Origin of the sequence: Novosphingobium aureum, assembly GCF_015865035.1 — a bacterium.
GTDB classification, from domain to species: Bacteria; Pseudomonadota; Alphaproteobacteria; order Sphingomonadales; family Sphingomonadaceae; genus Novosphingobium; species Novosphingobium aureum.
The window spans coordinates 281,213-302,980 of record NZ_JADZGI010000002.1 but is presented as its reverse complement, the minus strand read 5'-3'; the positions used below and the strand labels follow the sequence as shown (position 1 = coordinate 302,980).

The following is a 21,768-nucleotide window of genomic DNA, read 5'->3' as shown; positions in this document are numbered from 1 at the left end:
ATCAGCGGTTGCCCAGGTCGCCCTTGCCGATCGTGCCGGCAGCCATGTCGAGCATGGCATCGAGGCTCTTCTTGGCAGCGAGGCGCAGCGGCTCGTCGATCTCGATGCGCGGGGTGAGGTCGCGCAGCGCGAGGTAGAGCTTCTCCATGGTGTTGAGCGCCATGTAGGGGCAGATGTTGCAGTTGCAGTTGCCGTCCGCACCCGGCGCGCCGATGAAGGTCTTTTCGGGCAGGGCGAGCTGCATCTGGTGGATGATGTGCGGCTCGGTGGCGACGATCAGCGTGTCGCCTTCCATCGTCTTGGCGTACTGCAGGATGCCGCTGGTCGAACCGACGTAGTCGGCATGGTCGACGATGTGCGGCGGGCACTCTGGGTGCGCGGCGATGGGAGCTGCGGGGTGCTGCGCCTTGAGCTTGACCAGCTCGGTCTCCGAGAAGGCCTCGTGGACGATGCAAACGCCCGGCCAGAGCAGCATCTCGCGGTTGAACTTGCGGCTGAGATAGCCACCCAGGTGCCGGTCGGGACCGAAGATGATCTTCTGGTCGAGCGGGATCTGCTGGAGGATCGTCTCGGCGCTCGAGCTGGTGACGATGATGTCCGAGAGCGCCTTCACTTCGGTCGAGCAGTTGATGTAGGTCAGCGCGATGTGGTCAGGGTGCGCCTCGCGGAACGCCTTGAACTTTTCCGGAGGGCACGAATCCTCGAGGCTGCAGCCCGCTTCCATGTCGGGCAGCACGACGATCTTGTCGGGGCTGAGGATCTTGGCGGTATCGGCCATGAACTTCACGCCGCAAAAGGCGATGACGTCGGCGTCGGTTTCTGCGGCCTTGCGGCTCAATTCGAGGCTGTCGCCGACGAAATCGGCGAGGTCCTGCAGCTCGGGCTTCTGGTAGTAGTGCGCGAGGATGACGGCGTTGCGTTCCTTGCGCAGACGTTCGATCTCGGCGCGCAGATCGAGGCCGCTCAGGTCGGCTGGCATGACAGTCATCGTGGCAATTCCCTTCGGTCCTGTGGATCGTCTCCGGTTGGGTCCGGATTTGCGCCCTATCTAGGTGCGCAGATGCCCGGACCCAAGGGAAAAATGCCGAAGGGCTTCGCGCTGTTCAGCTGGCGGCAATGCCAGCCGCGATCGCCTGCATCGCGGGGAGGCGGCCGACCATCTCGGTGAACGAGTGGAGGATCGCGACCGTCGCCATGCCCGCGAGCGTGGCACGGTGGACGGTGCCCAACGTGCGCAGGTCGTGGCGTGCGAGCAGGCCCAGCACGCCCAGTTGCGCCAGCATCACGGCAAATTCGCCCCAGGGTGCCATCAGCGGCATCGGCAGCAAACGGTCGAGCGCAGGCTCGAGCAGGAGCACGTTGGCACCCACGATGTAGCGGCGATGCGCTTCCAGATCCTTGCCCGCAGTCACGGCTGCGGCGCCGAGCAGGGCGACGAAGCCGGCGATGCCGATCGCGTTGAGGGCGAGGAAGTAGGAGGGGGCAAAGAAGCTCGGCACGGCGCCATCGCGCACCGCCATGACGGCGGAGAAGCCGAACAGCAGCACGAGCCCGACCGCAACGCCGAGAGCGAGACCGCCAAGCTGGCGATGCTGCGCGACGAGACCGCGCCGGACCAGCGTCGGCTGGGTCACGAAGAGCGAAAGCCAGCCGACGATGACGGCGGCCAGAAGGTGCTCCCACACGGGAACCGCGCGCAGGTCTGCAAGATTGCGCAGGCCCGATTGTACGAAGCTGAAAAGAACGAAGACGGCGAGGCCAAGGGCCATCTTCTGCCAGAATGTGAACGCGAAATCCCGTACAGGCGCAATTGTGGCCATGTCACTCCCCCAGTTTGTCGTTTTATTGCCGGGAAGTGTAACTGCTTTTTCGCTCTTCGCCTATGGTCTTGTTGACAAGGCCTCCGATCACGCCTCGCGCAAGTGCCAGTCTTCCCCGAATCGTTCGACCAGCGCGCGGCGCTCGAGGTCGATCAGGTGTGCGAGAACGGATCGTTGCGCCGCAGGAAAAAGCCGCTCGTCCAGTCCCTTGTACATCCGCGCCACCATTTCGGGGATGCGCGTGCGGCCTTCCTCGATCTGTCGCTGGATCTGGCGCTCGCGGCTGCGGCGATGGCCGATCATGCCGCGCACGAGGCGATGCGGGCGATCGACCAAGGGTCCGTGCGCGGGCAGGTAGACGGTATCCTGCTTGCGCTCGTAAAGCCGCTCGAGGCTGCGCAGGTAGTCGGTCATGTCGCCGTCGGGTGGCGAGACGACGCTGGTCGACCAGCCCATGACATGGTCCCCGGTGAACAGGGCGCCTGTCTCCTCGATGGCGAAGCACAGGTGGTTCGAGGTGTGGCCCGGGGTCTCGATCGCGGTGAGCGTCCAGCCCTCGCCGGTCAGCGCCTCGCCGTCGCCAAGGACGCGGTCGGGGCTGTAAGTCGCATCGAACGAGGCGTCGGCGCGCGGTCCGGTGTCGGTCAGTGTCAGCGCTGCGCAGCCGATGATCGGCGCACCGGTGCGCGCCTTGAGCGGTGTGGCGGCGGGCGAGTGGTCGCGGTGCGTGTGGGTGCAGCAGATCGCGACGAGGCGCGCATCGCCGATGGCCGCGACGATGGCATCGAGATGCTCGGGCTCCGCAGGGCCGGGATCGATCACCGCGACCTCGCTGCCTGCCCCTACGATGTAGGTCTGAGTGCCGGTGTAGGTGAAGGGCGATGGATTGCGGGCCAGTACCCGGCGCACCAGCGGCGCGACCGGCTCTGCCAATGCATATGGGAGTGTGTCGGCGGCGGTGCCGTCGGCCTTTGCGTCATTTTCCATGGCTTCGATATGGCGACTGGCAGGGCAGGTGTCGACCCGTAGGGAGTGTTGCCCGGGCACCGCCGGTGGCTTAGCTGGCCATACGTCCCTCGATACGCTCGCGCAGGCGCTGGATAGCGCTGGCGGAGCCGGGTTCGGCATCGGATAGCCGCCATTCGCTGTCGAGCCTGAGCAGCCTTGCGTAGAAAGCCTGGGTGCGTGCCACGAGCTCGGCCACCGGGGTTGCAAGTAGCGCCCTCTGGCGCGCATCGGAGGCCATCATGCCGCTCGCCAGCCTGCCCTGGCGGCGCAGTTGCACTTCGCTGATCTCGTCCATGAAGTAGGCGCGGTGGTTGAGCAGCCAGGAGATGGCATGCATCATCCGCGTGGTCGTGCGCAGGCCCTCGCTCGACAGTGCCACCCGCGAGGGGTCTTCGTCGGCGCCGATGCGTTCGAGCTGGCCGCTGAGCGCGAAAGTATGGCGCACCTCGTCGGCCAGCTCGAGAGCTTCCCGGTAGAGGCCTTCGACGATGCGAGGGCTGATGATCAGCGTACTGGCCATGGCTACCCGTATTTCTTAACGGCGAATCGCGAGCAATGGCCTAATCGTAAATAAATCCGCGCAAATCCGCGATGTGTATATTTGGGACGGACCGTCGTTAATCCGGGTTAACCAAGTCTACCTCGTTTTCCCGTCGCCCTGGTCCCGGCGTGGGGGCTAGGCCCAAGCAGTTGCGAGATGGCCACCGGGGCAAGGTGTCTCGATCAGGCGATGATGTCGGGGATGAGGTAGTCCTCGATCTGGCTGATCTGGTCCTTTAGTCCAAGCTTGCGCTTCTTGAGCCGTGCGATCTGGAGCTGGTCGCCAGCCCCGGTGGCGACCAGCGCGTCGATCGCCGCATCGAGATCCCGATGCTCGATACGCAGGATTTCCAAGCGTTTACGCATTTCCTCTTCGGTCACGCCCGATGTCCTGTTCGCTGTTCGAGTGGCTCAGATCGCATCTCCTGCCCGACGCAGGATTCTTGCGCTTCACCGATATGAGGCATTCCCTGTCTTCGCAAGGTGGCGCGAGTGTGGTTCCTTCCGTTTGCGACCGATCCAAAAGAACCGAGTCGCCAATCCGGGAGACCCGGTCGGATCGCGCTTTTGCCAAATAGAGGAGGAACATCCATGGATAGTTCTCACGTCAGCGCACTTCAGCTCAAGCATGCCGGTATCGAGCGTCAGCTCCACGCCGAGATGAGCCGACCGATGCCTGATGCCGTGGCAATCCAGTCCCTCAAGAAGCGAAAGCTCAGGCTCAAGGAGGAAATCACGCGCTGTTGATGGCGCCGCCTTCCTGAGTTGTGGTCCGCCCTGACTAACAGGGGCGGACCCCGAACCTCCCCGGAACGCTCGGGCGGTCCTCGCGACGCCGGGCTTTCCGGGCGATGTTAAACCCGGGCCCTCGCGGGCCCTTTGTATTTCACAAATGTTTGGCGCTGCGCGTTTCCAAAGGCTTCGCTTTGCGGTACTCCCGGTTTCATGACCACCGGAGCAGTCGACGCAGCGCGCAATATTCTTACCGGCCTCCACGAGGTCATGGCCTCGCGCCAGAACGCGCAGGCCAAGCTCAACACCGTGGTCGAGGTCATCGGAGAGAGCCTGCACAGCGAGGTATGTTCGATCTACCTGCTGCGCGAAGGCATGCTCGAGCTTTTCGCGACGCGCGGGCTTGCGCAGGAAGCCGTTCACGTCACCCGCCTTGCCATCGGTGAGGGCCTCGTCGGCACCATCGCCGAACGCAGCGAGACGCTCAACCTCGCCGAGGCCGCGGCGCACCCCGACTTCTCCTATCGTCCCGAGACGGGCGAGGAGAAGTTCCACTCCTTCGCCGGCGTGCCGATCGTGCGTCGTGAACGTGCGGTCGGCGTGCTCGGCGTGCAGCATGTCGAGCGGCGGCGTTACGAGGAAGTCGAGATCGAGGCGCTGCAGACGGTGGCCATGGTGCTCTCAGAGCTCATCACCAATGCCGACCTGATCGACGAGGAGGACGCCCGGCTGCTGGGCGCGGGCAGCAATGCCCCCGAGCAGCTGCAGGGGTTGACGCTGGTCAAGGGGCTGGCCTCGGGCGTCGCGGTCTACCACCAGCCGCGCGTGCAGATCGAGCATGTCGTCGCCGAGGATACCGAGGCCGAGCGCCAGCGCGTGATCCTAGCCTTCGACAAGATGCGCGAACAGATCGACCGCATGGCCAGCCAGGCCGAGTTCGGCGTCGGGGGCGAGCACGAGGAAGTGCTCGAGACCTACCGCATGTTCGCCTACGACGAAGGCTGGACGCGCCGCATCAACGAGGCGATCGATTCCGGACTGACCGCCGAGGCGGCGATCGAGCGCGTGCAGCAGCGCACGCGCATGCGCATGCGCCAGATCGACGATCCGCTGCTTGCCGATCGCATGCACGACCTCGAGGATCTGGCGAACCGGCTCCTTCGGATTGTCTCGGGGCAGCTGGGGACCGCCGCCTCGATGGGGCTGCGCAACGACGCAATCCTGATCGCGCGCAATCTGGGCCCTGCCGAACTGCTCGAGTACGACCGGCGCCGGCTCAAGGGCGTGATCCTCGAGGAGGGATCGCTGACGAGCCACGTGGTGATCGTCGCGCGCGCGATGGGCATTCCGGTGCTGGGGCGCGTGCGCGGGCTTCGCGGCTATGTGCGCGAAGGCGATCCGCTGCTGCTCGATGCAGGGCAGGCGACGGTCATGGTGCGTCCCTCACCGGGCGTGATAGAGGCTTTCGAAGCGCGCTTTGCGCGCAACCGCGAGAAGCAGGCCGCCTATGCCGCGATGCGCGACGTCAGGCCGACCACGCGCGATGGCAAGCGGATCATGGTGCGTATCAACGCGGGCCTTCGCGACGACATCGCCAACCTCAACCTGACCGGGGCGGACGGCATCGGCCTGTTCCGCACCGAATTCCAGTTCCTCGTCTCGGCGACCTTGCCTGCGCGCGACCGCCAGACCCGGCTCTACCGCGACGTGCTCGATGCCGCAGGCGACAAGCCCGTGGTATTTCGCACCGTCGACATCGGCGGCGACAAGACGCTGCCCTATCTGCGCCACGACGACGGGCAGGGCGAGGACAATCCCGCGATGGGCTGGCGCGCGCTGCGCGTTGCGCTCGAGCGCGAGGGTCTCCTCAAGGTCCAGGCGCGCGCGCTGCTTGAGGCCGCTGCCGGGCGTCAGCTCAACGTCATGTTCCCGCTCGTCGCCGAGCCATGGGAGTTCGATCAGGCCAAGGCCATCTTCGACGGCCAGCTCGCCTTCCTGCGCCAGCAGAAGAAGCAACTGCCCGAGGCTATCCGCTACGGGGTCATGCTCGAGGTCCCCGCGCTCGCCGAGCAGCTCGACGTACTTGCGCCGCGCATCTCGTTCCTCTCGATCGGCACCAACGATCTCACCCAGTTCCTGTTCGCGGCCGACCGTTCGAACCCCAAGCTCGCCGAGCGTTACGACTGGCTGAGCCCTGCGATCCTGCGCTTCATCCGCCGGGTGGTGACTACGCTCGACGGCAGCGGTGTCGAGATCGGCGTATGCGGCGAGATGGGCGGGCGCAGGCTCGAGGCGCTGGCACTGCTCGGTATCGGCATCGAGAAGCTCTCGATCACCCCGGCCTCGGTCGGACGGATCAAGGACCTCATCGGCAAGGTCGATCTCGGCGAGGTCAAGGCGGCGATGGACGGCTGGCTGGCGCAGCCGCCGCTCGACATGCGCGCGGCGATGACCGCCTGGGCCATCGAGCGCGGCATCATCGGCGACTGAAGACCTGCGAGGGTGGATTTCGGCGCGGATCTGCCACATCTGGCCGGTCCGGTCCGGACAGCTGCGGGAAAGTTCGTGGACTTCGGTCCGCCCCGATTGACTTTGCCGTGCCGTAACTGTTGGTTATCCCTCGGTTGATCCCCTAGTCGCGCGCAAGGCCCCTCGGAGCAGAATGGAAAACGTCGAGAATCAAGAACAAGGTCTGCATCCGGCAACGGCGGGGCAGACGCTGCTGGCCGCGCGCAAGTCCGCGGGCCTCAGTCGTGCGGACATCGCCACCCGGACCAAGGTCGCCGAACGGCACATCATTGCCATCGAGGAAGACCGCTTCGAGGACCTTGCCGCGCGAACCTACGCGGTCGGTTTCTCGCGCGCCTATGCCCGCGCTCTCGGCCTCGACGAGAAGCACATCGCCGAACTGGTCCGGGTCCAGCTCAACGAGCATGGCGCGGAACGTCCCGCCCCGCAGCCCAGCTTCGAGCCGGGCGATCCCGCGCGCGTACCTTCGTTGCGCCTCGCTTGGGTCGCGACCGGCGCGATCGTTCTGGCCATCGGCCTGATCGTCTACTTCTGGAGCAATTTCTTCTCGCCCGAAGGCGAGCTTCCGAGCCTGCTTGCCGACGACGAGGCCAGTGAGGCCGCACCGAGCGCGCAGCCCACGACGCAGGTGGCCCAGCCTTCGAGCGTGCCGACCGGCCCGGTAGTGCTCACCTCGGGGGCGGAGCGGATCTGGCTCAAGGTTACCGACGCACAGGGCAACCAGCTCTTCCAGAAGGAACTGGCCCAAGGCGAGACCTACACCGTTCCGAACGACGGCGCCGGGGCGCAGCTGCGCACGGCGCGGCCCGACGCGCTCAAGATTACTGTCGGTGGTCGCGAGATACCGCAGATTTCCGACAAGCCCGAAACCGTCTCGGGCGTCTCGCTGGCAGGCGCGGACCTGCTTGCCCGCGCCGGTGTCGCCGCTCCCGCAGGTCAGGCCGCCCCGGCGGCTGGTTCGTCTGCGCAGTCCGCCGCACCCACGCCGACGCCAAGCCCGAAGCCGACTTCGGCTTCGCTGGCAACGCCGCTCGTGCAGCCCGGTGTGAGCGAGGCGCCTGCGCCGCGGACTGGCGTCAGTGTCGCCCCGACTGCGCGCGCCACACGTCAGGCACCTGCGACAAGCCCTTCGGCTGGCGCAAGTCCGCGCGCGAGCGCATCAGCGCGCAGCACCCCGGCGACGGCGCCGACGCGTAGCGCGGCTCCTGCTACGCAGGGCGCACCGGCGACGCCCGCGCCGACTCCCGATGCGCAGGCCCCCGATACGCAGGACTGAGTGGCTGGAGCGCTGCTGAGGGTATCCACGGTTTCCGGTCCGGTGCGGCTCGACACCTGCAGGGGCTTGCGGCAATCAATAAGGCGGGTCGCGCGTGGTTAATCCCGGGTTCTACCCGCGCCGGGCATGACGCCGGGGCGGGGCGCGGCAAAGGGATGCCTGCGCACAATGGAGTTGTTTTGGCAATGAATGCGATGATTGCGAAGAAGCCGGCGGCGCGAAAGCTCATGCGCGCACCGGTCGTGTCGGTCCTGGTCGTGGCAGCGCTTGCTGCGGGTTCGGCTCCGGCGCTCGCACAGGACAGTGCCGATGCGCGGCTGCGCAAGGTGGAGGCCGAAGTTCGCGCCCTGCAGCGCAAGGTCTTCCCCGGCGGCGACGAGAAGTTCTTCGAACCGCAGATCACCGCGCCTGCCGCCACGCCCCAGGTCCCCGGTTCCACGCCTTCGGGAACCCCGCTCAGCGACGTTCTGACCCGCATGGACGCGATCGAGGCGCAGATGGCGCGGCTGACCGGGCAGGTCGAGCAGAATTCGAACAAGCTGGCGCAGCTCGAGGCGCGTCTCGAGGCCCAGGCCAGCCAGAGCGCGCAAGTGGGCGCTCTTCCCGCAGCGTCGTCGCAGGTCGGGGTGCTTCCGCCGCAGAACCCGGCGCCGCAGGGCTCGAGCCCGCAAGCCAATCTCGCGGCGATGAACGGCAGCGCGCCGGCGCCGACGCCGAGCACGCCCTCGGTCAAGCCCGCGGCAGGTAGCGCGCCCGCCAAGCCCGCAGCCGCCGCGCCCGCGTCCGACAAGCGCCTCGCCGCCGTGCAGGCGATCGTCAAGCCGCAGACCGGCGATGCGGGCGACGACGAATATTCTTACGGTTTCCGCCTGTGGGATGCCGGTTTCTATCCCGAGGCGCGCCAGCAGCTGAAGATGTTCCTCGAGAAGTACCCCAATCACAGCCGTGGCAGCTGGGCGCGCAACCTGCTCGGGCGTGCCTGGCTCGACGACAACAATCCGTCCGAAGCGGCCAAGTGGTTCCTGCAGAACTACCAGGCCGACAAGCGCGGCGAACGCGCGCCCGACAGCCTGCTCTACCTCGCGGTTTCGATGAAGCAGCTCAAGGATACCAAGCGCGCCTGCATCGCGCTCGCCGAATTCAGCGACACTTACGCCTCCGAAGCGGCCGGTCGCCTGAGCAGCCTCTATGCCTCGACCCGCAATGGGCTCACCTGCAGCTGATCCGGCGCTCCTCCCGGCGCCGTCGCTGATCGCACGGTTCCGCGAGGATCTCGCCGAGGTCTGGCCCGAAGGGGCGGGTGCGGTGCCCGCCGTGGACAGTGCCGTGAGCGCACCGCGTCTCGCTCTGGCCGTCTCGGGCGGGCCTGACAGTCTTGCCATGCTGCTGCTCGCCGCTGCCGCCTTGCCCGGCAGGGTCGAGGCGGCGACGGTCGATCATGGACTGCGCGCCGAAAGTGCGCGCGAGGCGGCGGATGTCGCGGCGCTGTGCGCGCGCATGGGTGTCCCTCATGCGACGCTGCAGGTCGAGGTCGCGGCGGGCAACGTCCAGGCCGAGGCGCGCGGCGCACGCTATGGTGCACTGGCGCAGTGGATGGAGGATCGGGGCCTTTCGGCACTCGCCACCGCGCACCATGCCGACGATCAGGCCGAGACCCTGCTCATGCGCCTCAACCGCGCCAGCGGGGTCGCAGGGCTCGCGGGGACGCGCGCGCGGGGGCCTGTCCCGGGAGCGCGCAAGGTGCTGGTTCGTCCATTGCTCGGTTGGCGGCGGCATGAACTCGCCGATGTCGTGACCGGCGCCGGGATCGGGGCCGCGCAGGATCCCAGCAACGCCGACAGGCGCTTTGATCGGGTGCGGCTGCGCGAGGCGCTTGCGGGAGCCGACTGGCTCGACGTCGGTGCCATTGCGCAAAGTGCGGCCCATCTCGCCGACGCGGATGCGGCGCTTGAATGGATGGCAGCGCTCGAATGGCGCTCTTGCGTCAAGAAGGAGCCGATGGGGCTGCGCTACAAGCCGCAGGCACCGCGTGCGGTCGCGCTGCGCGTGGTCGAGCGTATCGTGCGCGAACTCGACGGCGACGCACCGCGCGGCAGCGCGGTGGCGCGCACGTTCGAGAGCCTGTGCGAAGGCCGGCCTGCCTCGATCGGCAATCTCGTCGTTCGCGCGAATGCGGGCGGGTGGAGCTTCGCCACCGCGCCGGTCAGGGCTGCCAAGCGCAAGGCGCAGGATTGAGGCTTGCTTTGGCCGGGGTCATCCGGCCGCAGCGCTCACCCTCCGGCGAGGTTGTCGCCCATGCCGACCTGCTTGCCGCGGGTGATGTAGACCTTGTCGCCCAGCTTGGTCAGCTTGAACAGCTTGGCGGCGAAGGCATCGGGCATGCCGACGCAGCCGTGGCTGGCATAGCCCAGCGCGACGTCGGAGCCGTGCAGCGTGATCCCGTCGTCGGTCAGCCGCTGCATGTAGGGCATCGGCGCGCCGGTATAGATGTTCGAGACGTGATCGATGTCCTTCTGGGTGATTGGAAAGACGCCGAGCGGGGTCGGCTTGTCATCGGTGCCGAGCAGGACGGCGGTCGTCCCGACCTCGTAGCCATTGCGGAATACCGAGAGCACGCGCGCATCGAGATCGACGGTGATCACGACCGGCCCCTCGGGCACGTCCGCGTCCTCCCAGTGCCAGTCACCGTAGCGGATCGGTCCGTCGATCGGGAGAATGCGCTTGATGACGAAAGGTTCGTCCTCGCTCGCGACCCGTGTCGGTGTGGGCTTGGCGGCAGGTGCGGCGGCTGAAGTGTGAGAAGGGGCCGGGGCGCTCGTGGCCGCTGCTTGTGCCGTCGCGATTTCGCTGCGGGATGCACTCTCCACCCAGCGGTCCGGGCGGATCGAGACGAACAGCAGGGTGCCGATAGCCGCGACACCGAGCGTGCCGGTTACTGCGAGGATGGACGTCTTCATCGGCAACCCGTTTCCCGCGCGCTCCGTCTCGTGGCGCGCCTTCGTCAGAACTTTCGTGACACAGCTTTACTGCAAAGCCGTAAATGGGCCAAGCGCCGGGCGCTCTAGCGGGGCGCCAGTCCGTTGGCGAGCAGGTCGTTGGCGAGATCCGCGACCTCGTCGAGGTCCCGGTCCTGCGACCAGACCGCGTAGCGCAGTCCGAGAAAGACGTTCATGCCCATGATCGCCCAGGCGTGCGCTTCTTCTGTATCGGCGCGCAGTTCGCCCTTGGCTGCGCCTTCGCCGAGCCGCTCCGCGATACGGCGGGCGGTGGTTTCATAGTGTTGGCGGAAGGTCTGCGGATCGACGAATTCGCACTCGTCGATGATCCGGTAGATTTCCTTGTGCGTCCGGGCAAAGCGCAGGAAGCCGAGGAGGGCAGAACGTTCTGCCGCAAAGGCAGGGAGGTCGGGTCGGCTGGCCTCGCGCGCGGCTTCGCGCACCTTGCCGCTGAGGTCGGCGACGAGCGCGCGGTAAATCTCGTCCTTGGAATCGTAGTAGGTATAGAAACTGCCAAGGGCCGTGCCTGCGCGCTTGGTGATGCCCGTGATCGAGGCCTCGTGGAAGCCGCGTTCGCCGAACTCGATGGCTGCTGCATCGAGAAGCTTGCGGGCCGTGCGTCGCCCTCGCTCGGTGCGCGGCGTCTTGTCCGAAACCTGCTGCGAGGGCTGATCCGATTGCTCAGCGCCCGGTTCGGTCTTGGGGGAAGGGGGCTGATGTGTTGTCACTTGGTAACACCTAATCGCTTGCTGGCGACTTGGCAAATCTTCGATGTTGAAACTTGGTTCAACTATCAATATGCCTGCTCCCAACGAACAAAAAGTGGGAGTGAATGTCATGAACAAGGCGCGTTTTCGCCTTCTCGAATCGAGTCCGTCTGCCCTGGCCTCGGGGCTGGCCTTTCCGGCAGCGCTTGCGGTCGCGGCCTTTGCCTTCGCCGCGCCCGTGCAGGCGCAGGATGTCGATGAGGACGCCGGGCAGCCGCAGGCCGAAGTCTCCGGCGGCGACATCATCGTGACCGCCCGTCGCCGCGAGGAACGCCTCGTCGACGTGCCGATCGCTGTCACCAGCTTCAGCGGCGACCAGCTCGCCAAGTCGGGTGCGATCGACGTCACCGAACTGGCGCAGACCGCGCCCAACGTGACGCTCGAGCCCTCGCGCGGCACCAACTCCACGCTCTCCGCCTTCATCCGCGGCATCGGCCAGCAGGACCCGGTCTCGGGCTTTGAGCAGGGCGTGGGCATCTATCTCGACGACGTCTACCTCAACCGCCCGCAGGCCGCGGTGCTCGACATCTACGACGTCGAGCGCATCGAGGTCCTGCGCGGTCCGCAGGGCACGCTTTACGGGCGCAATACCATCGGCGGCGCGGTCAAGTACGTGACCAAGAATATGCCGCTCGAGCCCTCGCTCAAGGTCAAGGGCACGCTCGGCACGTACGATCAGGCGGACGCGGTCGTCACCGCATCGGTCCCGCTCACCGATCTCATCCGCGTTGGTGGCTCGTTCGCGCGCCTTTCGCGCGGCGGCTTCGGCGATAATCTCACCACTGGTGAGGAAAACTACAACAAGGACATCTGGGCCGGGCGCGCCGGTATCGAGATCGGCGGCCACGGCGAACCCGTGCTGATCAAGATCTCGGGTGACTACACCAAGGACAATTCAAACGCGCGCGGCGGTCATCGCCTGATCGAGGGCTTCGCCTCGGGTGCGCCGGTGCTCGACGACGTCTACGACACGCGCGGCGGGCTGAACGATCCCAAGCAGTACGTCGAGGCCTACGGGCTTTCGATGAATGCCACTGCCGATCTTACCGACCAGCTCACCTTCAAGTCGATCAGCGCATGGCGCAAGGACGAGAGCGCCTCGCCGATCGACTTCGACGCGCTGCCCGCGGTCGATCTCGACGTGCCGGCCTTCTACGCCAACGAGCAGATGAGCCAGGAATTCCAGCTCCAGTTCGACAATGGCGGGGCGATCCAGATCCTCGTCGGGGCCTATTACCTGAACGCGAGCGCGGACACCCAGTTCGACGTGCGCCTGTTCACCTCGTTCCCGGGGCTGACCGCCTTCACCCAGGCCGACGTCGACACCGAGACCTGGGCCGTGTTCAGTGACATGACCTTCGACTTCACCGACCAGCTCAGCCTTTCGCTCGGCGGTCGCTACACTTGGGACAAGCGCGAGGCCTCGATCCTGCGCCAGAACTATCTTGGCGGCGGTTCGCCTGTGTTCGGCGGCGCGGGCATTCCCTTCGGTACGCCGGGGACCGACTTCTCGGGGTCGGCGACCTTCAAGAAGTTCACCCCGCGCGTCTCGCTCAGCTTCAAGCCGACGCCCGACCACAACATCTACGGCGGCTTCAGCCAGGGCTTCAAGGGCGGCGGTTTCGATCCGCGCGGCGTAGGCGTCAACGCACCCGACCTCGATGGCAACGGGTCGCTCGACGATGCCGAGATCGCCGACTACCTGAGCTTCCAGCCTGAAAAGGTGAACAGCTTCGAGATCGGTTACAAGGGCAACCTGTTCAACGGCAACCTCTACCTTGCCATGGCCGCCTTCCACATGGACTACACCAATGTCCAGATTCCGGGCTCTGCGGGTTGCAGCGTCAATGGCCTGCCGACGTTCTGCGGCATCATTACCAATGCGGGCAAGGCCAAGATCGACGGTTTCGAGCTCGAGGCCAATGCGACGCTCGGCCGCGATCTTGCCGGTGCGGGCGACCGCCTGAGCCTGAGCGGCTCGCTTGGCTGGCTCAATGCGCGCTATACCGAATACCTCGCCAACATCGCCGATGAGAACGGACAGTCGCAGCCGACCGACGTATCGGACTATCGCGAGATCCAGAACACGCCCGAATGGACCGGCAGCGGTACGCTCGCCTACATGACCCCGCTTGGCGACGGCGATCTCTCGCTCAGCTCGACCATGTCGTACCGCAGCAAGACCTACCAGTTCGAGGTGGCCAACCCCTACCTCGACCAGAAGGGCTACGCGCTGCTCGATGCGAGCATCGTCTATACCGCGCCGGGCGGTGGCTGGTCGCTTGGCGTGCACGGCAAGAACCTGACCGACAAGCGCTACAAGACTTCGGGCTATACCTTCATGGGCTCGGATGCGACCACCGGCGAACTTGCCAGCCCGCTGACGCCCACGCTCGGCACGGAAGGCACGCTTACCGCTTTCTATGGCAATCCGCGGCAGGTATTCGTGACCGGAACCGTGCAGTTCTGAACACGAAGCCGGGCTCGTCCCGGCAACCTTCTTGCCCCCGGCTCCTTGCAAGGGAGCCGGGCGGCACACCCGGTCGTTCGAACGAGAGGACCAGGAAGATCATGGATTATTCGCTCCATAGCTATCGCAGTGCCTGCGACCGGCTGGACCTGAGCGCGCGGATCTACGAGGCCGAAAGCAAGGACGCCCCCGTCGTCCTGATGATGCACGGCCTCACGCGCAACGCCGCCGATTTCGAGCCGCTCGCGCGCAGTTTCGTCGGAAGCTATCGGCTGATCGTGCCCGACGTGCGCGGTCGCGGGCTCTCGCAGTGGGACCCCGATCCCGCGCAGTATCGCCCCGATGTCTATGCGAACGACACGCTCGCATTGCTCGACGGTCTCGGCATCGAGCGCTGCGGCATCGTCGGCACCTCGATGGGCGGGCTCATGGCGCTGGTCATGCAGGCGCTGCGTCCCGCGCTCGCGCAGGCGGTCGTGTTCAACGACATCGGCCCCGTGCTCGAGGAAGAGGGGCTTACCCGCATCCAGGGCTATGTCGGGCCAGGCGGCGCGATGGCCGGCTGGACCGAGGCGGCGGCACGGCTGCGCGCGATCAATGCCAGCGCCTTTCCCGATTTCGGCGGTGACGACTGGATGGCCTTTGCACGGCGTACCTGCATCGAAAACCCCGACGGCAGCGTCTCGTTCAATTACGACCCGGCGATCTCGCAAGGCGTCTCGGGCGACGACGCGAGCGTGGTCCCGCCCGACCTGTGGCCCTTGTGGGACCTGTTCGACGCCGTCCCGGTGCTCGTCGTGCGCGGCGCGCTGTCGGACCTCTTGGGGCCGGGCACCGTTGCGCAGATGGCCGAGCGCCATACCGGCTATTTCAAGGCGGTAGAGGTCCCACGCGTGGGACATGCCCCGATCCTCGACGAGCCGGTCGCGCGCGATGCCATCGTCGCGTTCCTGCGTGAAAAGCTTGGCTGAGATGACCGACACCGCTGCTACGACGAAGAGCCACTCGGAAGCCTCGCCGCGCCTCGTGCTGGCGATGCTCCTGATCGTCTACATCTTCAATTTCGTCGATCGCCAGATCCTCGCGATCCTCGCCGCGCCGATCCAGCAGGACTTGGGGCTGGACGATGCGCAGATGGGCCTGCTCGGCGGGCTTGCCTTCGCGATCCTCTATTCGACGCTGGGCGTCCCCCTGGCCTCGCTCGCGGACCGCACCAGTCGCTCGTGGGTCATCACCGGCTCACTGGTGTGCTGGAGCGCATTCACCGCAGCCTGCGGACTGGCGCAGGGTTTCTGGCATATCTTCCTGGCAAGGCTCGGCGTCGGTATCGGCGAGGCGGGCGGCGTGGCTCCTTCCTACGCGGTGATCGGGGACCATTTCCCGAGCGAGAAGCGCGCCTTCGCGCTCTCGATCTATTCGCTCGGCATCCCGCTCGGCTCCGCCGCCGGCGTGCTCGCGGGCGGCTATGTCGCGGCGCGGGTCGACTGGCGTGCGGCCTTCTTCGTGGTTGGCCTGTGCGGTCTTCTCGTCGCGCCCGTCTTCCGCATGGTCGTGCGCGACAAGCCGCGCCCCAAGGCCGTGCCCGGGACAGTCGACGACAGTGCCCGGCTTGGTCATGTCGCCGCGATCCTCGCGTGCAAGAAGGCCTTCTGGCTGCTCAGCTTCGGGGCGGCTTCCAGCTCGATGCTCGGCTACGGGCTCGCCTTCTGGCTGCCCAGCCTGCTCCAGCGCAGCTTCGGCCTCGATCTGGTCGAGACCTCGTGGTTCATCGGCGCGGTGCTGCTGATCGGCGGAAGCGCGGGCGTCCTGCTCGGCGGGCGTCTCGCCGACCGGCTGGGCAAGGCCGACCGCGCCTTCTACGGCTGGGTTCCGGCCTGCGCCTATATCGCCGCGGTTCCGCTGTTCGCGGCCGGGATCATGACCTCGAGCGTTCCGCTGGCCTTCGCGCTGTTCCTCGTGCCCCAGGCACTGGCTTACGTCTGGCTGGGGCCGGTGACCTCGGCGATCCAGCACCTCGTGCCGCCGCCCGCGCGCGCGACCGCCTCGGCGCTGTTCCTGCTGATCAACAACCTGATCGGCCTTGGCGGCGGCATCTACGCGCTGGGCGCGCTCTCGACCGCGCTGACGCCGATCTACGGTTCGGAAGCGCTGCGTACCTCGATGCTGATCGGGCTCGCGCTCTACCTCGTCGCCGCCCTGCTGATGGCGCTCGCCGGGCCGCACCTGCGCCGCGAATGGGTGGAGGAGGTGCCCGCCGCCTGAGCGGGCCCTCCCTCCCGGTTGCTCGTCGTCAGATCGGCAGCTGCGTCGTCGACTTGATCTGCGAGAGCGCGACGATCGAGTTCACCTCCTGCACGCCGGGCAATTGCGAGAGCTTGCCGAAAAAGAAGCTCTCGTAGGCGTTGATGTCACGCGCGACGACGCGGATCATGAAGTCGATCGCGCCCATCATCACGTAGCAGTCGAGCACCTCGGGAAATTCGCGGATCTTGTCGGCGAATTCGTCGAGGTTGGCGCGGCCATGGGCGTTGAGCTTTACCTGAACGAAAACATGGGCGTTGAGCCCGACCTTCTCGCGGTCTACGATGGCAACCCGGCGCTGGATCACCCCCTCGCGTTCGAGCCGGTCGACACGTCGCCAGCAGGGCGATGCCGACAGGCCCACCCGCTCGGCCAGCTGGGCGGTCGTGAGGCTTGCGTCGGATTGCAGTTCGCGGAGAATCTTTTTCTCGTATTGGTCGAGTTCGATCATTTCATTCCCGTAAGGGGTAAATCGAGGAAAATCCATCCTGCGATCGGCTCTCTGGCCGCTGCAATAGGAGAGACATTGCGCACGGTTCCTGCGATTAGACCAGCGCCAACAATGGAGCGTTTTGCACATGGTCGTCCAGACAAGCCCGAAGATGCCGCCCGAGGAATGCATTCGTCTCGAGGACAAGGCCGCAGGCCTTGACGGCTACATCGTCATTCACTCCAGCGCGCGCGGCCCTGCCGCCGGTGGCTGCCGCCTGTGGACCTACGACGATCCCGCCGCTGCGCTCACCGATGCCATGCGCCTCGCCGAGGGCATGAGCTACAAGAACGCGATGGCCGAACTGCCGCTCGGCGGCGGCAAGGCCGTGCTGCGCCGTCCCGCCGGCAATTTCGATCGTCGCGCGCTGTTCGAGGCCTTTGGCAAGGCCGTTGCCCAGCTCGACGGGCGCTACGTCACTGCCGAGGACGTGGGCACCGGCGTCGAGGACATGGAAGCCGTCGCGCTGCACACCAGCCACGTTGCAGGCCGCACCGCGCGTCCCGGTTTCGCCGGTGGCGATCCTTCGCCCTGGACCGCGCTCGGCGTGTTCGAGGCAATGAAGGCCGCCTTCGCGTTCCGCCACGGCGGTGCCTCGCTGAACGGCGCGACCGTTGCCGTGCAGGGCGTGGGAAGCGTCGGCGCGGGTCTGTGCCGCCTGCTCGCCGCCGAGGGCGCCAAGCTGGTGCTGGCCGACATCGTCGATGCCCGCGTTGCCGCGCTCGCCGCCGAACTGGGTGGCACGGTGGTGCCGATCGCAGAGATCGCCGGTGTCGAGGCTGACGTCTTCGCGCCTTGCGCGCTGGGCGGTGCGCTCGACATGGCAACGCTCGATGCGATGCGCGCGCGCATCGTGTGCGGCGCGGCCAACAACCAGCTCGCCACCCCCGAGATCGCCGACGAGCTGCTCGCGCGCGACATCACTTATGCGCCCGATTACGTGGTCAACGCTGGCGGCATCATCAATGTCGCGGCGGAATACCTCGGTGAGAACGAGAGCGAAGTGCGCGCGCGCGTGCTGGCGATCGGTCCGCGTACCACCGCGATCCTCGAGAAGGCACGCGACGAGGGCAAGTCGTCTTCGTTCGTGGCCGACCGCGAGGCCGAGCGCCTGATGAGCCGGGAAGTGCTCGAAAGCCTTTGATAGGCCATTCAGCTCGTAAGTGAGTCCTTCCGAGCGGATGGAAAGAAGGCGTCGGTCGAGACCAGGTTGGTCCGACCGCCGTTTTTCGTGGACCCGTAGCCGTGCCCGCTGGATGCGGCTTGGGACCTTCGCCGAAGCTGCGTACCCGGGTGTCAAGCTGCGATGCGCAGCAGATTGCGACCGTCGCTCTTGGCCCGGTACAGCGCCTTGTCAGCCTGTTCGAGCAGGACTTCGGCGCTCATTCCGGCGCGGAAAGTTGCAAGGCCGATGCTGGCGGTGACCTGCTGCGGCCCTTGGTCGCCCCAGCAGTGCTCCTCGATCGACTGGCGCACGCGCTCGCCGACCACCTCGGCGATGTCCGGACCGGCGCCGGGCAGGACGAGCACGAATTCCTCGCCCCCGATGCGTCCGGCGGAATCGCTGGTGCGGATGAAGGCGGTGCACTTGCGTGCGACCGTCTTGATCACCTCGTCGCCGACGCCGTGACCGAAGCGGTCATTGATAGACTTGAAGTGGTCGATGTCGAGGATCGCCACCGAGAGCGGGGTCCCGTTGTCGCAAGCAGACTTGACCGCCTCGTCGAGCACCGCGAGCGTGCTGCGTCGGTTGGCGATGCCGGTAAGCGGGTCGGTCTGGGCGAGAATCATCGCGAGGTCGGCCTGCTGTTCGGCAAGCTCGCGGGCATTGGCGAGCTTCATCGTGGCCAGCGTGCGCTCGGTGATGTCCTGAAAGATGCCGAAGATGGCGAGCGGCTTGCCGTCGGCACCGAATTCGATCTCGCCGCGGCTCGCAACGTAGCGAACCTCGCCGTCGCGACGGATGATGCGAGCCTCGAGCCTGAACGGCTCGATCTGGCTGATAGCGCGAGCGAGGCACTCGTTGACGCGTGCGCGGTCCTCGGGGTGATAGAAGTCGACGGCATTGGCGAGTGCGACATTGTCGCCCACTTCAAGGCCGTGGATGCGGAAGACTTCGTCCGACCAGAAAACCTCCTGAAGCAAAAGGTCGAGCCGCCAGTGACCGACATGGGCAAAGCTCTCGGCCATCTCCAGCCAGCGCTTGGAACGGCTGATATGGGCGAGCGAGCGATCGCGGGTGTTGAGCAGGGCCGCCAGCGGCAGCGCAGCCAGCAGCAGCGCGAAAAGGTAGGTCTGCAGCATGAGCACATGCGCCTCGGCACTGTTTACCCGCATCAGGTGGATCGGACCGTGCCCGGCGATGGTCTCGGCCGAGCCGATAGCTGCGATCATCAGGATGGAGCAGCTGGCACCATTGGGACCGAGCAGGTAGGTCGCGGTGGTCACGGCCAGTAGCGGCAGGAAGAGAAGCGGGAATGCGGTCTGGTGGAATGATACGTAGGCAACCAGCCCGACAATCGCCAGGACAGCCAGCGATTTCGCCCATGTGCTCAGCGGTACATCCGGGATCGCGTGGAGACCGTTGGCAAGGTTGAGGACAAGCGGGACCACGATCATGATGCCCAGCGCCACGGTGGTGATCCAGCTTACCAGCATCAGTCCAGGAGCACTGCCGGACAGCAGCACAGCGAGTACGCCGCTGGCGCTGGCTGTGAGGATCGCGGCAAAGCAGAATTCGATGACGGAATGCAGGTTGTAGATCGTCTCCCCGCGCCGATTGATGTGGCGGATCGCGATGTAACCGATGAAAGCCTCGATCACGTTGGCGGCAGTGAAGGCCACGGAGAGGCCCGGTGTCATGCCAGAGAACAGGTTCGCGCCCAGGCTTGCCAGTGCGATGATCGCGAGCAGCCAGAGGCGCTGGCGTCGTTGAGCGAGCAGCAGGGCCGCGATGGCGACGCCGCTGGAAGGCCAGACGCTGGCAGTCCCGTCGACCCCCTCGGTCAGAAGGAGCGCAAGGATCGCGAGCGTGAAATAGACAACGCCTGCGAGGATCGACCAGACAGCCGGTGTGTAATCTGTTCTGAGGCGACTTCTCATGATCAGGGGGGATATTCGAAGAAGGTTAATTGCGTATAAATCCCTAAGGAATTTAGCGAATGCAATGGATTGAGGCGTGGCGACGTGGAATCCTTGCGTCTCTCTCGCTCCGCCGGGTTCAAGGTCAGGCGTCTACCTGTCCAAACCTCGGATTGAACCGTCGTTCGGGCCTGCATATGCTCGAATTTCAGACATGGATGCCGGGCAGGACATGGTATGCCCAGCAAGGGCAGGGCTCTCATCAAGGCAGGTGACGCGTGAACCGATCGTGCAGGAACGGCCTCGACATTGCCTTGCAGGGCGGCGGTGCGCATGGCGCCTTTACCTGGGGCGTGCTCGATCGCCTGCTCGAGGACGAGGACATCGGCATCACTGCGGTCAGCGGGGCAAGCGCGGGCGCGGTCAATGCCGCGGTTCTGGCCAGCGGGCTGGCAAACGGCGGCCGCGAGGGCGCGCGCCGTGCCTTGAGTGACTTCTGGGAAGCGCTCAACCGCGTGAGCCGCGATTCGGGACCGCTGATCCCGCTGATGGAAGCCTTTCCGCTGACCTTCCAGGCGCTTTCGAACTGGTGGTCGACGATGTTCGGCAATGTCTCCTTGCCAAGCTCACCGGAGATGGGCGCTGCCTCGCAGCAGGCGCTGCGCTCGCTGCTGGAGGAGCACATCGACTTTGATGCGCTGCGCCATGGCGAGGCTCCGCGCCTGTTCCTCTCGGCCACCGACGTGCGCAACGGCAATGCACGTATCTTCCGCAATGAGGAAATGAGCGCGGATGTCCTGCTCGCCTCTGCCTGCCTGCCCTTGTTCTTTCCGCCGGTCACGATCGACGGCGTCGACTACTGGGACGGTGGCTATAGCGCCAACCCGCCGATCATGCCGCTGGTCCAGGAAAGTCCTTGCGACGACTTGCTGCTGGTGACGATCAATCCCACGTCGCGCGAGGAGACACCGCGCAGTTCGAGCGAGATCACCAACCGCCTCACCGAACTCAGTTTCAACCAGACACTGATCAAGGACCTGCGCGGGCTTGTGCTGGTGCAAGGCGAGGTCTCGCCGCTGCATTTCGGCAAGGGTCTGCTGGCCACGGTCAAGCGGCTGCGCATTCACGAGATCCACGACGAGGAGACCTTGTCGGCGATGCCGGCGCAGTCCAAGCTTACGCCCTTGCGCGAGATGCTCCTGCTCCTGCATGGCAAGGGACGCGAGGCCGCCGAGGCCTGGCTCGCTGGCGACGGGCGCATGCTGGGGAAGAAGGGGACCGCGCGCATTGCCGAGCGCTACGGACCGAAGTAGATCGTGCGAAACCAGATGTTGCAGCGCATCATTCGGGGCGGATGGTTATCGGGCTGATTGCGATGGACGCGATGAAGGGGGCATTGGTGGACAATTCGGGTAGCGAACGAGCAGCGATGCCGCCGACGGGGGCTTCGGGCACGAGAGCCGGGCTAGGCACGCACCACGATGGAGTGGTGGGCCAGCTCGACCGCATTCTCTCGGCACTCAAGGCCGAGTTTCCCAACGCTGCAGCAATCCATCTCGAATTCGATGGCCGTCTGCGCGCCCACGTCGATATCCGGGCTGGCGAGAACATCCCGGCGGTGGCCGCAAGGCTGGAAACCTGGGAGGATGGGCTCTTCACCTCCGTCACGCACGGATCGACCCCGCACCGTCCGTTCCTCCACCGTATCAGCGCCCTGATCGAGGTCTGAGCCCGCTATCGACAGGGCCGTGAACGGTC

At 66.0% G+C, this 21,768-nt stretch carries 20 protein-coding genes; 11 read left to right on the top strand and 9 right to left on the bottom strand.

All coding sequences use genetic code 11. The annotated features are described in order from the left end of the window. Position 1 precedes the first annotated feature (1 nt). From nadA to I5E68_RS14485, 5 genes are all read right to left on the bottom strand, one after another. A complete protein-coding gene (gene nadA, locus I5E68_RS14505; protein WP_197165243.1) occupies positions 2–988 on the bottom strand; it encodes a quinolinate synthase NadA in 987 nt (328 codons plus the stop codon). Between the two features lie 115 nt (positions 989–1,103). Next, on the bottom strand, positions 1,104–1,820 hold the full coding sequence (locus I5E68_RS14500) for a hypothetical protein (RefSeq protein WP_197165241.1): 717 nt from the start codon (positions 1,818–1,820) through the stop codon (positions 1,104–1,106). 87 nt (positions 1,821–1,907) lie between these two features. Continuing rightward, positions 1,908–2,807: an MBL fold metallo-hydrolase gene (locus tag I5E68_RS14495; protein ID WP_197165239.1), complete on the bottom strand. Its 900-nt coding sequence runs from the start codon at positions 2,805–2,807 to the stop codon at positions 1,908–1,910. A gap of 70 nt (positions 2,808–2,877) precedes the next feature. Continuing rightward, positions 2,878–3,348, bottom strand: coding sequence for a DUF1465 family protein (locus I5E68_RS14490; RefSeq protein WP_197165237.1), 471 nt, complete (start codon positions 3,346–3,348; stop codon positions 2,878–2,880). A 203-nt stretch (positions 3,349–3,551) separates the two neighbouring features. Next, complete coding sequence (locus tag I5E68_RS14485) at positions 3,552–3,749, bottom strand: YdcH family protein (protein ID WP_197165235.1); 198 nt, start codon at positions 3,747–3,749, stop codon at positions 3,552–3,554. Between the two features lie 210 nt (positions 3,750–3,959). Here I5E68_RS14485 and I5E68_RS14480 point away from each other — a divergent pair, with 210 nt between their 5' ends. The 5 genes from I5E68_RS14480 (at position 3,960) to tilS (ending at position 10,140) form a co-directional block, all read left to right on the top strand. Further along, on the top strand, positions 3,960–4,115 hold the full coding sequence (locus I5E68_RS14480; protein WP_197165233.1) for a YdcH family protein: 156 nt from the start codon (positions 3,960–3,962) through the stop codon (positions 4,113–4,115). Positions 4,116–4,313: 198 nt separating this feature from the next. Beyond that, positions 4,314–6,590, top strand: a complete 2,277-nt coding sequence (ptsP, locus tag I5E68_RS14475) for a phosphoenolpyruvate--protein phosphotransferase (protein WP_197165231.1) — start codon at positions 4,314–4,316, stop codon at positions 6,588–6,590. Between the two features lie 172 nt (positions 6,591–6,762). Further along, positions 6,763–7,905, top strand: coding sequence for a helix-turn-helix domain-containing protein (locus I5E68_RS14470; protein ID WP_197165229.1), 1,143 nt, complete (start codon positions 6,763–6,765; stop codon positions 7,903–7,905). 194 nt (positions 7,906–8,099) lie between these two features. After that, a complete protein-coding gene (locus I5E68_RS14465) occupies positions 8,100–9,128 on the top strand; it encodes a tetratricopeptide repeat protein (protein ID WP_370463778.1) in 1,029 nt (342 codons plus the stop codon). Next, positions 9,109–10,140, top strand: coding sequence for a tRNA lysidine(34) synthetase TilS (gene tilS / locus I5E68_RS14460; RefSeq protein WP_197165227.1), 1,032 nt, complete (start codon positions 9,109–9,111; stop codon positions 10,138–10,140). Before I5E68_RS14465 ends, tilS begins: the two co-directional genes overlap by 20 nt. A gap of 35 nt (positions 10,141–10,175) precedes the next feature. Here tilS and I5E68_RS14455 read toward each other — a convergent pair whose 3' ends face one another. Together I5E68_RS14455 and I5E68_RS14450 are read right to left on the bottom strand one after the other, a co-directional pair. Beyond that, positions 10,176–10,862: a L,D-transpeptidase family protein gene (locus I5E68_RS14455; RefSeq protein ID WP_197165225.1), complete on the bottom strand. Its 687-nt coding sequence runs from the start codon at positions 10,860–10,862 to the stop codon at positions 10,176–10,178. 104 nt (positions 10,863–10,966) lie between these two features. After that, on the bottom strand, positions 10,967–11,629 hold the full coding sequence (locus tag I5E68_RS14450) for a TetR/AcrR family transcriptional regulator (protein ID WP_323982181.1): 663 nt from the start codon (positions 11,627–11,629) through the stop codon (positions 10,967–10,969). Between the two features lie 109 nt (positions 11,630–11,738). On the opposite strand from I5E68_RS14450, the gene I5E68_RS14445 reads away from it, so the two are divergent. From I5E68_RS14445 to I5E68_RS14435, 3 genes are all read left to right on the top strand, one after another. Then, a complete protein-coding gene (locus I5E68_RS14445) occupies positions 11,739–14,138 on the top strand; it encodes a TonB-dependent receptor (RefSeq protein WP_197165221.1) in 2,400 nt (799 codons plus the stop codon). Between the two features lie 101 nt (positions 14,139–14,239). Beyond that, positions 14,240–15,109, top strand: a complete 870-nt coding sequence (locus I5E68_RS14440) for an alpha/beta fold hydrolase (RefSeq protein WP_197165219.1) — start codon at positions 14,240–14,242, stop codon at positions 15,107–15,109. A gap of 1 nt (position 15,110) precedes the next feature. Continuing rightward, positions 15,111–16,400 (top strand): spinster family MFS transporter, encoded by a 1,290-nt coding sequence (locus I5E68_RS14435; protein ID WP_197165217.1) that lies wholly within the window; start codon positions 15,111–15,113, stop codon positions 16,398–16,400. Between the two features lie 28 nt (positions 16,401–16,428). On the opposite strand, the gene I5E68_RS14430 is transcribed toward I5E68_RS14435, so the two are convergent. Further along, entirely contained in the window at positions 16,429–16,890 is a 462-nt protein-coding gene (locus tag I5E68_RS14430; RefSeq protein ID WP_197165215.1) for an Lrp/AsnC family transcriptional regulator, read from the bottom strand. A gap of 127 nt (positions 16,891–17,017) precedes the next feature. Here I5E68_RS14430 and I5E68_RS14425 point away from each other — a divergent pair, with 127 nt between their 5' ends. Next, complete coding sequence (locus tag I5E68_RS14425; RefSeq protein ID WP_197165213.1) at positions 17,018–18,073, top strand: Leu/Phe/Val dehydrogenase; 1,056 nt, start codon at positions 17,018–17,020, stop codon at positions 18,071–18,073. A 152-nt stretch (positions 18,074–18,225) separates the two neighbouring features. Here I5E68_RS14425 and I5E68_RS14420 read toward each other — a convergent pair whose 3' ends face one another. Continuing rightward, positions 18,226–20,031 carry a sensor domain-containing diguanylate cyclase gene (locus I5E68_RS14420; protein ID WP_197165211.1) on the bottom strand — a complete coding sequence of 602 codons (1,806 nt, stop codon included), beginning with the start codon at positions 20,029–20,031 and terminating at the stop codon, positions 18,226–18,228. A gap of 257 nt (positions 20,032–20,288) precedes the next feature. Here I5E68_RS14420 and I5E68_RS14415 point away from each other — a divergent pair, with 257 nt between their 5' ends. After that, complete coding sequence (locus I5E68_RS14415) at positions 20,289–21,323, top strand: patatin-like phospholipase family protein (protein WP_197165210.1); 1,035 nt, start codon at positions 20,289–20,291, stop codon at positions 21,321–21,323. A 62-nt stretch (positions 21,324–21,385) separates the two neighbouring features. Further along, positions 21,386–21,739, top strand: a complete 354-nt coding sequence (locus I5E68_RS14410; RefSeq protein WP_197165209.1) for a hypothetical protein — start codon at positions 21,386–21,388, stop codon at positions 21,737–21,739. The last annotated feature ends 29 nt before the right edge of the window (positions 21,740–21,768 follow it).

What these genes read in the sequence shown, in the direction of transcription:
- nadA (WP_197165243.1), bottom strand. Translation starts at nt 988, where the DNA reads ATGACTGTCATGCCAGCCGACCTGAGCGGCCTCGATCTGCGCGCCGAG.
- I5E68_RS14500 (WP_197165241.1), bottom strand. Translation starts at nt 1,820, where the DNA reads ATGGCCACAATTGCGCCTGTACGGGATTTCGCGTTCACATTCTGGCAG.
- I5E68_RS14495 (WP_197165239.1), bottom strand. Translation starts at nt 2,807, where the DNA reads ATGGAAAATGACGCAAAGGCCGACGGCACCGCCGCCGACACACTCCCA.
- I5E68_RS14490 (WP_197165237.1), bottom strand. Translation starts at nt 3,348, where the DNA reads ATGGCCAGTACGCTGATCATCAGCCCTCGCATCGTCGAAGGCCTCTAC.
- I5E68_RS14480 (WP_197165233.1), top strand. Translation starts at nt 3,960, where the DNA reads ATGGATAGTTCTCACGTCAGCGCACTTCAGCTCAAGCATGCCGGTATC.
- ptsP (WP_197165231.1), top strand. Translation starts at nt 4,314, where the DNA reads ATGACCACCGGAGCAGTCGACGCAGCGCGCAATATTCTTACCGGCCTC.
- I5E68_RS14470 (WP_197165229.1), top strand. Translation starts at nt 6,763, where the DNA reads ATGGAAAACGTCGAGAATCAAGAACAAGGTCTGCATCCGGCAACGGCG.
- I5E68_RS14465 (WP_370463778.1), top strand. Translation starts at nt 8,100, where the DNA reads ATGATTGCGAAGAAGCCGGCGGCGCGAAAGCTCATGCGCGCACCGGTC.
- tilS (WP_197165227.1), top strand. Translation starts at nt 9,109, where the DNA reads ATGGGCTCACCTGCAGCTGATCCGGCGCTCCTCCCGGCGCCGTCGCTG.
- I5E68_RS14455 (WP_197165225.1), bottom strand. Translation starts at nt 10,862, where the DNA reads ATGAAGACGTCCATCCTCGCAGTAACCGGCACGCTCGGTGTCGCGGCT.
- I5E68_RS14445 (WP_197165221.1), top strand. Translation starts at nt 11,739, where the DNA reads ATGAACAAGGCGCGTTTTCGCCTTCTCGAATCGAGTCCGTCTGCCCTG.
- I5E68_RS14440 (WP_197165219.1), top strand. Translation starts at nt 14,240, where the DNA reads ATGGATTATTCGCTCCATAGCTATCGCAGTGCCTGCGACCGGCTGGAC.
- I5E68_RS14435 (WP_197165217.1), top strand. Translation starts at nt 15,111, where the DNA reads ATGACCGACACCGCTGCTACGACGAAGAGCCACTCGGAAGCCTCGCCG.
- I5E68_RS14430 (WP_197165215.1), bottom strand. Translation starts at nt 16,890, where the DNA reads ATGATCGAACTCGACCAATACGAGAAAAAGATTCTCCGCGAACTGCAA.
- I5E68_RS14425 (WP_197165213.1), top strand. Translation starts at nt 17,018, where the DNA reads ATGGTCGTCCAGACAAGCCCGAAGATGCCGCCCGAGGAATGCATTCGT.
- I5E68_RS14420 (WP_197165211.1), bottom strand. Translation starts at nt 20,031, where the DNA reads ATGAGAAGTCGCCTCAGAACAGATTACACACCGGCTGTCTGGTCGATC.
- I5E68_RS14410 (WP_197165209.1), top strand. Translation starts at nt 21,386, where the DNA reads ATGGACGCGATGAAGGGGGCATTGGTGGACAATTCGGGTAGCGAACGA.